We start from the raw sequence: 11,483 nt of genomic DNA on the forward strand, positions 1-11,483 counted from the left end.
GCACCGCGCCGTCCCGCCTCAGGCCGCGACTCGTGCCGTCCCCCGAGCCCCGGGAGGCGCCGGTGGTCGTGGCGGCCGGGGCGCCTCCCGGGGCTCGGGGGACGGCACGAGTCGCGGCCTGAGGCGGGACGGCGCGGTGCGGGTGGGGACGCTGGAGGGCGTCCCGTGGGGGCGGTTGTACGAGATGGTGCGGGTGACGACGCGGCCCGACGGGAGGCGTTCGCAGACCCGGGCCAGGTAGCCCTGGGCCTCCAGTTCGCGCAGGGCGCGGCCGATGCGGTGCTCGCTGTCGGGGAAGCGTTCCGCGAGGGTGCGGATGGCGACGCGTGTCCCGGCGGGGAGGGACTGGATGTGCACGGCCAGACCGATCGCGAGGAGCGACAGGCGGCGGTGTTGGGCGAGGTGGTTGCCGATCACGGTGAAGTGGCTGTCGTGCCGCACGTTGACGTGCGTTACGCCTGATCGGGGGGTCTCGGCGGGAACCCCGGGCGCTGGGCGCGGGGGCGCGCTAGGCTGCTTCCAGTCCATTGGGAAGGTGCTACTTCCTGGTTGGGTCAGGCCCCCGGTGCGGATCGCTAGTCCTGCCGGGGGCCGACGCATGTCTGCGGTTGTTTCGGCGCGAGCATATGCCCGGCAACCGGCGCCGAATTGCCTCGGTTGGCACAGTTCACCCGTGCGAGCGACAGCGGGTCGGGACAGGTCAAAGAGGTGGGTGGGTAGGTGGGTTAGCTCTCATCGGGCCTTTTATTGGCCTCGTGCGCTGCCGTCTCACGGAGGGCCGTCCCGCGGCCCACCGGGTCGTGGATTCCCGGTGCCGGTGGGCGGTACGGCGACACCTCGGCGTAGACCGTCTTCCACGGGGGCGGCCCGGTCACGACGCCCCAGAAGTCGGCCAGTTCCTCGACGACCACCAGCCCGCGGCCTCCGGCCGCCGGGTCCGGCATGCGGTCGTACCGGGTGTCCGTCACCTCGATGCGGACGATGCCCGTGGGGTGGACGGCGAGGGCGAGGCGGAAGTCCCGGCCGGGGACACGGCCGTGCGTGACGGCGTTGGCGAGCAGTTCGACGAGGATGCGCTCGGGCCGCTCCAGCGGCACGCCCCAGGCACGGAGCTGCTCGACCGCGAGCAGCCGCCCGAGGCGGGCGCCGCGAGGCGTGGCGGAGAGCTGGAGGACGCACGACGGGTGCACGGATGCTCCGGAGTAAGGGAGTTGTGGAATCACGTCACTCAGCGTGGCGATGTGTGTCTACGCTGAGAAGAGGCGACGCCCCTGCGTACTGCGGCTGTCCGGACGCTGTCCGGACCTGTCCTGTCTGTCCGAGAGGCGCGTGCGGGTACCGGGCGTTGAGCATGTCGGGCACGGGCACGTCGGAAGTGGGTGCGCATGAGCGTGGACGGCGACGGAACGGAAGAGCCGGGCTGGGAGGTCGACCCGGAGGACCAGCAGGGCGCGGCGGTCGTCGCGGCCGTCGGCCGGCAGTTGAAGGTGTGGAGAGAGACCGCCGGTCTGCGGGCCTCCGACTTCGCGGCCCGCCTGGGGTACGGAGAGGACCTGGTCCGCAAGGTCGAGGCGGGGCGCCGCATCCCGCGCCCGGAGTACCTGGACCGTGCGGATGAGGTGCTGGGGGCCGAGGGCCGCATCGCGGCCATGAAGAAGGACGTCGAGCCCGCTCGCTACCCCAAGCGGATCCGTGATCTGGCCATGCTCGAATCGCGGGCGGTTGAGCTGCTGTCGTACGGGAACCACAACATTCACGGCTTACTGCAGACCGAGGAATACGCACGGGCACTGTTCGAGATGGCGCACCCGGCTGAATCGGAGGCGCAGATAGAGCGTGGCGTGGCAGCACGGATGGCACGGCGGTCGATCTTCAACCGTGACCCCGCACCCGCACTGAGTTTCGTCGTGGAAGAGGTGGCACTCATGCGGCCATTGGGTGGACCAACGGTTCGACGCCGACAGCTCGAACACCTGCTGGAGGTGCTCCAGTTGCGTAACGTGACGTTTCAGGTGATGCCGACCTCGTGCGAGGAGCACGCGGGAATGGCAGGGCTCATCCAGGTGCTGAAGTTCGGTGACGGGACTGCCGTCGGTCGGGCAGAGGGCAGCTTCCACGGGCGTCCGGTAGCTGACCCGAAGCAGCTCCGCATTCTGGAATCGAGGTATGGCATGATCCGGGCCCAGGCTCTCACGCCGCGGGAGTCGCGGTCCTTCATCGAGCAACTGCTGGGAGCAACATGAACCGCAACTCCGAACCCGTTTGGTTCAAGAGCAGCTACAGCGACAGCAGCGACATCAACGACTGCGTGGAAGTCGGCTGGGCCAAGAGCAGTCACAGCAGTGGCTCCGAAGGCGACTCCTGCGTCGAGGTCGCCAGTACCCCCGCAGCCGTCCTCGTCCGCGATTCCAAGGACACCGCCGTCCCGCACCTGAGCTTCTCCCCCGCCGCCTGGGCCGGGTTTGTGGCAGGGGCGCGGCAGGCGTAGCCGGTCAGAGGGAAGCCGGGCCCGGCTGCGTGCGGGCCCGGCGCAGGCGGCGGCCGGGAGGCGTCAGACGCGGTCCGCGGCGATCAGGACGTACTGGAACGAGCCGTCCTTGTACGAGTTGATGAACGCCTCCTCGATGCCCGTGACCAGCGACGACGTGGCCCGGAGCTCCCAGTACGGGAGGGTCGCCGGGGTGAGGTCGATGACGGCCTGGGGGACGAGGCGGTTGTCGGCCATGGCGCGCATGTACTCGCGGCGGGAGTGGATGTTGCACTCGAAGTGGGCGTTGATCTGCGAGACCCACTTCGACGGCTGCCCGTAGCGGGGGTTCCAGCAGCCGGTGATGGTGACGTAGCGGCCGCCGACGGCGAGGATGCGGGAGTGCTCGGCCATCAGATCGTGGAGGTCGACGTACATGCTGGACTCGTTGTTCCAGGACGCGGCGGCCTGCCCGGTCTCGAAGGGCATGTCGAGCATGTTGCAGACGCGGGAGCGGACGAAGTCCGCGATGCCGAGTTCCGCGGCCCGGTTGTTGCCGAAGTCGGCCTGCTTGGCGGAGAGGGTGACGCCCTCGACCTTGCAGCCGAACCGCTGGTGGGCCATGACCATGGAGCCGCCGCGGCCGCAGCCGGCGTCGACGAGGAGGTCGTCGCGGCCGATGGTGCCGAGGTTGTCGAGGAGGACGTCGGTCTGGGCGGATTCCAGGCGGTGGAGTTCGGCGATGAGCTTCTTCTCGTAGGCGCTGTCGGCGGGGTCGCCGAGGGCGTCGTGGTCGATGTCGCCGATGCCGTAGTGGTGGTGGTAGAGGCCGTCGACATCGCCGAGGCGCAGGTTCACGGGCCGGGCCTCTTCGTTCCAGTAGCGGGCGATGTCGCCCTGGTACGGGGTGGCCGGGGCGGGGATGAACGTGGCGGGGGTGGTGAGTTCGATGCTGGACACGGGTGAATCCATTCCTCTTACCAGAAGTCGGGCAGGCTGTAGCGGTACGTGTTGGTCATGTGCCAGTAGTGGTTGCCGTCGACCCACGTGGCGACTCCCTTGAGGAAGCGCAGGACGCGCGGGTCGGGGCAGGAGGCGGCCAGCTCGGCCGCGGCGGCCTCGAAGGCGTGCATGAGGTCGTTGTGGACCTCGACGGCCTTGAGGTAGGCCTCCTTGGCGGAGAGGCCTTCGCGTTCGGCGATCACCACCGGCAGGTTGAGGTGCTTGCCGGGGCTGTTCAGTTCCTTGGTGTACGAGTACAGGTCGTTGGCGATGGTGGTGGCGTTCCCCGCGAGGGCGATGACGCGCTGCATGGCGGGCTGGGCGTGCAGGTCCGCGGGGAGTTCGTAGCCGCCGACGGTGTCGGTGATGGTGGGGCAGGGGCGGAAGTTGTTGAACTGCCGCATCGCCAGGTACTCGGCCACCTGCGGGACGTAGTCGGTCTGCGCCCAGGCCGCCTCGGCGAGGTAGCCCATGTGCAGGCGGGCCATGTCATGCCGGAAGCGGTCGGCCTGGGAGGGGGTGGCGAGCTGCAGGAAGTACTGCATGGCGGACCGGTAGGAGCGGCGGGGCGCGTCCGAGAGGAGCGTTTCCGCCCAGGCCGGGGCGTACTCGTCGGTGGTGTGGAGCGGGTCGAGGGCGGTGTGGGCGAGGAGGAGCCGGCCGCCGAGGCCGACGGGGGAGCCGCCGTGGTCCTCGCAGTAGCAGTCGTCGACGACGTTCTCGGCGACCATGAGGCGGGTGGCGACCATGAGGTGTTCGAGGGTGGGGGCGTCCGGGTGGCAGGCGACCATGTAGCGGCCGACGGAGAAGCCGTCGAACTGGTCCTCCCACTCGGGCGGGTACGCCTCGACCTCGTCGACCGCCCACCGCTTGATGCGGCGGCTGACCTCGGCCACGCGGACCGGGTCCGGCTCGGGGACGGGGTGGTGGTAGAGGCCGGGAATGGGCCGGCCCTCGGCGGTGGCGGCCCCCGCCGGCGCCGGGTGCGGCAGCTCGGGCAGGGCCCACGCCGCCGCCAGGGCCGGTTCCGTCGGCCGGGCCGGCCGCGTCGGCAGGCTCGGCAGGGTCGGGGCGGCGGGCGCTGCGGCCGCGGCGGGCGCGTCCGGCGGAGCCGTCGGCACCGCCAGGCCGGCCCGGGGCGCGAAGTGCAGGCCCGCCGTGCCGAGGCCGCTGGGGCCGGCCATGATCCGCTCCAGGGCCTCGCCGTGCCCGCGCTCCGGGACGGGCGGGGCCGCCGGGGCCGGCAGGTCGGCGGGCGCGGCCCGCGGGGTCTCCGGTGCCGGAGGGCGCGGCGGGAAGGGCAGTCCGGGGACGGCGGGCAGCCGGCGCCGGCCCGCTGCGGCGGCGGTGGCGTCCGCGCCGCGGCCGTGGCCGTGGGCCCCGAAGCGGGCCGCGGCGTCGGGCAGGCTCGACTGCATGGGGGAGGGCCCGGGCTCGGGCATCCGTTCCTCCTCGGTGGGGTGGGTGGGCCGGCCCGGACCCCGGGCGCGCCGGGACGGCCCGGGTCGGTTCGGGCGGTGGCCTGGCCCCCTAGTCGCGCCTGCGGGCGATCTGGACGTTCTCCAGCACGCCGAGCGCGTCCGGCACGAGGACCGCGGCGGAGTAGTACGTCGTCACCAGGTACGAGATGATCGACTTCTCGTCGATGCCCATGAAGCGGACCGACAGGCCCGGCTCGTACTCCTCCGGCAGCCCCGTCTGGCGCAGGCCGATGACGCCCTGGTTCTCCTCGCCGGTGCGCATGGCGATGATGGAGCTGGTGTTCTCCCTGCTGATCGGGATCTTGTTGCACGGCAGGATCGGGACGCCGCGCCAGGCCGGGACGCTCTGCCCGCCGACATCGACGTGGTCCGGGTAGAGCCCGCGGGCGTTGAACTCGCGGCCGATCGCCGCGATGGTGCGCGGGTGGGCGAGGAACAGGCGGGTGCCGCGGCGGCGGCACAGCAGCTCGTCGAGGTCGTCGGGGGTGGGCGGCCCGGAATGGGTCTGGATGCGCTGCTTGAAGGCGGCGTTGTGGAGGAGGCCGAACTCGCGGTTGTTGACCAGCTCGTGCTCCTGGCGCTCGCGCAGCGCCTCGATCGTCAGCCGGAGCTGCTCCTCCGTCTGGTTCATCGGCTCGTTGTAGAGGTCCGCGACGCGCGTGTGGACGCGCAGGACGGTCTGCGCGATGGAGAGCTCGTACTCGCGCGGGCGGAGTTCGTAGTCGACGAAGGTGCCGGGGAGTTCGGGCTCGCCGGTGTGGCCGGCGGACATCGCGATCTCGGCTTCGCCGTGCCGGTTCTGGCGCTGCTGCGGGAGCGAGGTGAAGCGGGCGATGTGGTCCCGGAGCGCCGGTGAGGCTCCGAGGACGGCGTCGAAGTCGGCGCGCGAGAGGGTGAGAAGGGTGCCGGCGGTCTCGGCGGTGGCGGTGTAGTCCCAGGTGCCCTCGCCGTCGAGGAGGGCGTGCTCGCCGAAGCGGTCGCCGTCGCCGAGGACCGCGAGGTCGACGGTGTCGCCGTACTTGCCGACGGAGGTGTGGCCGACGCGGCCGTGGGCGATGAGGTGGATGTGCTGGGCGGGCGAGCCGCGCTCGACGATGACCTCGCCGGGCCGGAAGTCGCGCTGGACGCAGCGGGAGGCCAGCTCGCGCAGGACGTCCTCGTCGTCGAAGCCGCGCAGCATGGCGAGTTCGCCGAGCTCGCGGGGGATGACGCGGACACTCGCGCCGTCCTGCACGAACTCGATGACGCCGTCGCCGACGGCGTAGGTGAGCCGCCGGTTCACGCGGTAGGCGCCGCCCTTGGTCTCCACCCAGGGGAGCATCCGCAGCAGCCAGCGGGAGGTGATCTCCTGCATCTGCGGAGCGGACTTGGTCGTGGTGGCGAGGTTGCGGGCAGCCGCCGTGCCCAGGCTGGACTGCCGGGGCGGCGCCGGCTGCGTCTCGGGGCTGCTGTCAACGGTCATCGGACAAGCTCTCCTTCGCGAGGGACGGCGACCGGGCTTACCCACACGGCACCGGTGAAAGAGGGAGGAAAGGGGTGATATCCGGGAATCCGGCCAGATCCTGGGGAACAGTAACGGCCTGACCGCCGCCTGATCCCTCCGGAGCCGCGCCCGTCCCCCGATGCGGTGATCTTCAGCGGGGGGATGTTTGGCGAATGCACGACATCCGGACGGGACGCGGCCGGATCGCAGCGGTCCCGCCCCCGGCACCTCCGCCGCGGGTGGCGACCGGCCCATCCCCGCTGGTCAACGCCCGGACCGCCGATGCGGATGAGCGGCGAGGACCCTGCCCGCCGCCCTGCCACCGGACCGTATGCTCACCGCATGACCCCTCCGAGTGACGCCCCGACCCAGAACGCGATGCGGCGCGCCCTGCGGCGCGCCCGCGACGGTGTCGCCCTGGACGCGGCCGAGGCCGCCGTCCTGCTCCGGGCCCGCGGCGCCGACCTCGACGACCTCGCCGCGTCCGCCGCCCGCGTCCGCGACGCCGGCCTCGAAGCCGCCGGCCGGCCGGGCGTGATCACGTACTCGAAGAGCGTGTTCCTCCCCCTCACCCGCCTCTGCCGCGACAAGTGCCACTACTGCACCTTCGCGACCGTCCCCGGGAAGCTGCGCCGCGCCGGCCAGGGGATGTTCATGTCACCGGACGAGGTCCTCGACATCGCCCGCCGCGGCGCCGCACTCGGCTGCAAGGAAGCCCTCATCACCCTCGGAGACAAGCCCGAGGACCGCTGGCCCGAGGCCCGCGCATGGCTGGAGGCCCACGGCTACGACGACACCGTCAGCTACGTCCGCGCCATCTCCATCCGCATCCTCGAAGAGACCGGCCTGCTCCCCCACCTCAACCCGGGCGTCCTCACCTGGGCCGACTTCCAGCGGCTCAAGCCCGTCGCCCCCTCCATGGGCATGATGCTGGAGACCACCGCGACCCGCCTGTGGTCCGAGCCCGGCGGCCCCCACCACGGCTCCCCCGACAAGGAGCCCGCCGTCCGCCTCCGCGTCCTCGAAGACGCCGGCCGCTCCTCCGTCCCCTTCACCTCCGGCCTCCTCATCGGCATCGGGGAGACGTACGAGGAGCGCGCCGAGTCGCTGTTCGCGCTGCGCCGCACCGCACGCGCGTACCACGGCATCCAGGAACTGATCATCCAGAACTTCCGCGCCAAGCCGGACACGGCGATGCGCGGCATGCCCGACGCCGAACTCGACGACCTCGTCGCCACCATCGCCGTCGCCCGCCACATCATGGGCCCCTCCGCCTGCCTCCAGGCCCCGCCCAACCTCGTCGACGGCGAGTACGCCCGCCTCATCGGCGCCGGCATCGACGACTGGGGCGGCGTCTCCCCGCTGACCATCGACCACGTCAACCCCGAACGGCCCTGGCCGCAGATCGACCGGCTCGCCGAACAGTCCGCCGCCGCCGGCTTCGAGCTGCGCGAACGCCTCTGCGTCTACCCCGAGTTCGTCCAGCGCGGCGAACCCTGGCTGGACCCCCGACTGCTGCCCCACGTCCGGGCCCTCGCCGACCCGGCCACCGGCCTCGCCCGGCCCGACGCCGAGGTCACCGGCCGGCCCTGGCAGGAACCCGAGGACGCCTTCACCGCCTCCGGCCGCACCGACCTGCACACCGCCGTCGACACCGAAGGCCGCACCGGCGACCGCCGCCAGGACTTCGACCACGTCTACGGCGACTGGGACGCCCTCCGCGAAGCCGCCGCCCCCGGCATGGCCCCCGAACGCCTCGACACCGACGTGCGCGCCGCCCTCTCCCAGGCCGCCGACGACCCCGAACGGCTCACCGACGACCAGGCACTGGCCCTGCTGCACGCGGACGGGCCCGCGCTGGACGCCCTCTGCCGGATCGCCGACGAGCTGCGCCGCTCCGTCGTCGGCGACGACGTCACCTACATCGTCACCAGGAACATCAACTTCACCAACGTCTGCTACACCGGCTGCCGCTTCTGCGCCTTCGCCCAGCGCCGCACCGACGCCGACGCCTACACCCTCTCCCTCGACCAGGTCGCCGACCGGGCCGCCCAGGCCTGGGACGTCGGCGCCGTCGAGGTGTGCATGCAGGGCGGCATCCACCCCGACCTGCCCGGCACCGCCTACTTCGACATCGCGCGCGCCGTCAAAGAGCGCGTCCCCGGCATGCACGTCCACGCCTTCTCCCCCATGGAGATCGTCAACGGCGCCACCCGCACCGGCATGTCCGTCCGCGACTGGCTCACCGCCGCCAAGGAAGCCGGCCTCGACTCCATCCCCGGCACCGCCGCCGAGATCCTCGACGACGAAGTCCGCTGGATCCTCACCAAGGGCAAACTGCCGGCCGCCGACTGGATCGACGTCGTCACCACCGCCCACGAGCTCGGCATACGCTCCTCCTCCACCATGATGTACGGGCACGTCGACCAGCCCCGGCACTGGCTCGGCCACCTGCGCACCCTCGCCCGCATCCAGCAGCAGACCGGCGGCTTCACCGAGTTCGTCACCCTCCCCTTCATCCACACCAACGCCCCCGTCTACCTCGCGGGCATCGCCCGGCCCGGCCCGACCGTCCGCGACAACCGCGCCGTCACCGCCATGGCCCGCCTGCTGCTCCACCCGCACATCACCAACATCCAGACCAGCTGGGTCAAGCTCGGCGCCGACGGCGCGGCCGAAATGCTCCGCTCCGGCGCCAACGACCTCGGCGGAACCCTCATGGAAGAGACCATCTCCCGCATGGCCGGATCGAGCTACGGCTCCTACCGCTCCATCCGCGACCTCACCGCCATCGCCGAAGCCGCCGGCCGCCCCGCCACACCCCGCACCACCCTGTACGGCGAGGTCCCCGAGGAGCGGCAGCGCGCCGCCCAGGCCTCCGACGGCCACCTGCCGCGACTGCTCCCCGTCCTGGACTGACCGGCCCGGCCGGGGCCGGGCAACCCGGCCCCGGCAGGGCCGACACGCGTACTTTCGGCCGTTCTCCCCGCACATACGGGCCGCCTGGCCTCCGTACCCCGAAACGGGCCGGTCCCGGCAACTACAGTGCCCGCCAGAGCCCGCGGGGGGCAGGCTCGCAGGCTGGGGGACGCACCATGGACACCGCAACGACCACCGACACGGCACCGGCAACGGGCCTGGCCGCAAACCCGGCCGCGGAGACGCATCCGACCACGGAGACGGATCCGGCCACTGCCGGACAGCCGGTCTCGGGCACCCGGCCGGCCGCGGACGCCGGCCCCGGCGCCGGCACGGACGCCGCCCCGGACGCCGACACCCCCGGCGCCCGCGCCCCCCTCACCACCCACGCGTGGGGCCGCACCGAGCAGCAGGACTTCCGCAGCCGCGTCCGCGGCACCCTCCTCGGCTCCGCGATCGGCGACGCCCTCGGCGCGCCCGTCGCCGGCCTCTCCCTCGACGGCATACGCAACACCCACGGCGTCGAAGGCCTCACCGAGCCCGCGCCCGCCCACGGCCGCCGCGGCACCGTCACCGCCTGCACCCAGCTCACCCTCTTCACCGTCGACGGCCTCATCCGCGCACACGTCCGCCGCGACACCGGCGCCTGGCACCCGCCCACCGACATCCACCGCGCCTACCTCCGGTGGGCCGCCACCCAGAGCGACTGGGGCCCCGACGAACGCCGCGCCGACAACGGCTGGCTCGCCCGGCAGGAGTGGCTCTACGCCCGCCGCGGCCCCGACCGCGCCTGCACGACCGGCTTCGCCGACACCGTCCTCGGCACCCTCGACCAGCCCAAGAACCCCACCGCCCGCGACGCCGCCGCCACCACCCGCTCCGCCCCCTTCGGCCTCCTCGTCGGCTGGGAACCCGCCCTCGTCCTCCAACTCGCCGTCGAGTGCGCCGTCCAGAGCCACGGCCACCCCACCGCCTACCTGTCCGCGGGCGCGTTCGCCGTCATCGTCCACGCCCTCACCCGCGGTGCCACCCTCGAAGGCGCCGTCCACCGCGCCCTCGCCCTCCTCGCCGACCGCCCCGGCCACCAGCCCGTCACCGACGCCCTCCGGCGCGCCCTCACCACCGCCGCCGAACCGGCCGCGCCCACCCCCCGCGCCGTCGAATCCCTCTCCCCCGGCGAGGGCCGCGACGCCGAGGACACCCTCGCCATCGCCGTCTACTGCGCCCTCACCGCCGAGGACGTACGCCACGGGCTGCGCCTCGCCGTCAACCACGGCGGCGACTCCTCCGCCACCGGCGCCCTCTGCGGAGCCCTCCTCGGCGCCCTCCACGGCGAGACCGCCCTGCCGGCCGCCTGGCTCACCGACCTCGAAGGCCGCGCCACGCTGCTGGAACTCGCCGACGACTTCGCGCTGGAGATGACCCAGGGCCCCTCCCTGCACGGCCCGGCCGCCTCCGCGCCCGGCTGGCTGGCCCGCTACCCGCGGGGCTGACGGCCACCGGGCTGACACCCCCTCAACAATCGTGCGGGCAGGCCGTAGCGTGATCCGCACCCGTCCCGGGAGCCGAGCCGCGGACAACCACGGAGGTGCCCTCGCCCATGCGGATCGCCACGACCATCTTCCTCACCGACCGGACCGTCACCCCCGTCCGCCTCGCCCGCAGCCTGGAGGAACGCGGCTTCCACGCCCTCTACCTGCCCGAGCACACCCACATTCCGGTCTCCCGCGACACCGGCGCGCCGATGGGGGGCGAACTCCCCGACGAGTACGGGCGCACCCTCGACCCCTTCGTCGCCCTCGCCCAGGCCGCCGCCGTCACCCGCCGCCTCCGAGTCGGCACCGGCATCACCCTCGTCGCCCAGCACGACCCCATCGTCCTCGCCAAGCAGGTCGCCACCCTCGACCACCTCTCCGGCGGCCGCCTCACCTTCGGCGTCGGCTACGGCTGGAACGTCGAGGAGGCCGCCGACCACGGTGTCGACTGGCGCACCCGCCGCGAACGCGTCCACGACCACCTGGCCCTCATGCGCACCCTCTGGGCCCCCGAACCCGCCGCCCACACCGGCCCGTACGCCACCGTCAGCGCCAGCGCCGCCCACCCCAAGCCGGCCCAGACACCCCGCGAACCC

Annotated in this window: 10 protein-coding genes; 5 read left to right on the forward strand and 5 right to left on the reverse strand. The window is 72.8% G+C overall.

The window, feature by feature from the left end:
* Positions 1 to 18 precede the first annotated feature (18 nt).
* Together EF903_RS19680 and EF903_RS19685 are read right to left on the reverse strand one after the other, a co-directional pair.
* On the reverse strand, positions 19 to 441 hold the full coding sequence (locus tag EF903_RS19680; RefSeq protein ID WP_125544967.1) for a hypothetical protein: 423 nt from the start codon (positions 439 to 441) through the stop codon (positions 19 to 21).
* A gap of 284 nt (positions 442 to 725) precedes the next feature.
* On the reverse strand, positions 726 to 1,223 hold the full coding sequence (locus EF903_RS19685; protein ID WP_260615632.1) for an ATP-binding protein: 498 nt from the start codon (positions 1,221 to 1,223) through the stop codon (positions 726 to 728).
* 162 nt (positions 1,224 to 1,385) lie between these two features.
* Between EF903_RS19685 and EF903_RS19690 the strand changes: the two genes are divergently transcribed.
* Positions 1,386 to 2,243: a helix-turn-helix transcriptional regulator gene (locus tag EF903_RS19690; RefSeq protein ID WP_125544969.1), complete on the forward strand. Its 858-nt coding sequence runs from the start codon at positions 1,386 to 1,388 to the stop codon at positions 2,241 to 2,243.
* Positions 2,240 to 2,488, forward strand: a complete 249-nt coding sequence (locus EF903_RS19695; RefSeq protein WP_125544971.1) for a DUF397 domain-containing protein — start codon at positions 2,240 to 2,242, stop codon at positions 2,486 to 2,488. The genes EF903_RS19690 and EF903_RS19695 overlap by 4 nt, the downstream gene beginning before the upstream one ends.
* A 63-nt stretch (positions 2,489 to 2,551) precedes the next feature.
* Here the strand turns inward: EF903_RS19695 and EF903_RS19700 are convergent, their stop codons facing one another.
* The 3 genes from EF903_RS19700 to EF903_RS19710 all read right to left on the reverse strand — a co-directional run bounded on the left by EF903_RS19700 (position 2,552) and on the right by EF903_RS19710 (position 6,412).
* Positions 2,552 to 3,439 (reverse strand): geranyl diphosphate 2-C-methyltransferase, encoded by an 888-nt coding sequence (locus EF903_RS19700; protein WP_125544973.1) that lies wholly within the window; start codon positions 3,437 to 3,439, stop codon positions 2,552 to 2,554.
* A 5-nt stretch (positions 3,440 to 3,444) separates the two neighbouring features.
* Entirely contained in the window at positions 3,445 to 4,911 is a 1,467-nt protein-coding gene (locus EF903_RS19705) for a family 2 encapsulin nanocompartment cargo protein terpene cyclase (RefSeq protein ID WP_125544975.1), read from the reverse strand.
* 88 nt (positions 4,912 to 4,999) lie between these two features.
* Entirely contained in the window at positions 5,000 to 6,412 is a 1,413-nt protein-coding gene (locus EF903_RS19710; protein WP_125544977.1) for a family 2B encapsulin nanocompartment shell protein, read from the reverse strand.
* Positions 6,413 to 6,775: 363 nt separating this feature from the next.
* Between EF903_RS19710 and EF903_RS19715 the strand changes: the two genes are divergently transcribed.
* The 3 genes from EF903_RS19715 to EF903_RS19725 form a co-directional block, all read left to right on the forward strand.
* Positions 6,776 to 9,352 (forward strand): bifunctional FO biosynthesis protein CofGH, encoded by a 2,577-nt coding sequence (locus tag EF903_RS19715; protein WP_125544979.1) that lies wholly within the window; start codon positions 6,776 to 6,778, stop codon positions 9,350 to 9,352.
* Between the two features lie 176 nt (positions 9,353 to 9,528).
* Entirely contained in the window at positions 9,529 to 10,845 is a 1,317-nt protein-coding gene (locus EF903_RS19720) for an ADP-ribosylglycohydrolase family protein (RefSeq protein WP_125544981.1), read from the forward strand.
* A 107-nt stretch (positions 10,846 to 10,952) separates the two neighbouring features.
* The coding region (locus EF903_RS19725; protein ID WP_125544983.1) for a TIGR03619 family F420-dependent LLM class oxidoreductase at positions 10,953 to 11,483 on the forward strand (531 nt) is incomplete at its 3' end.

The organism is Streptomyces sp. WAC05292 (assembly GCF_003949955.1).
Taxonomy (GTDB): domain Bacteria; phylum Actinomycetota; class Actinomycetes; order Streptomycetales; family Streptomycetaceae; genus Streptomyces; species Streptomyces globosus.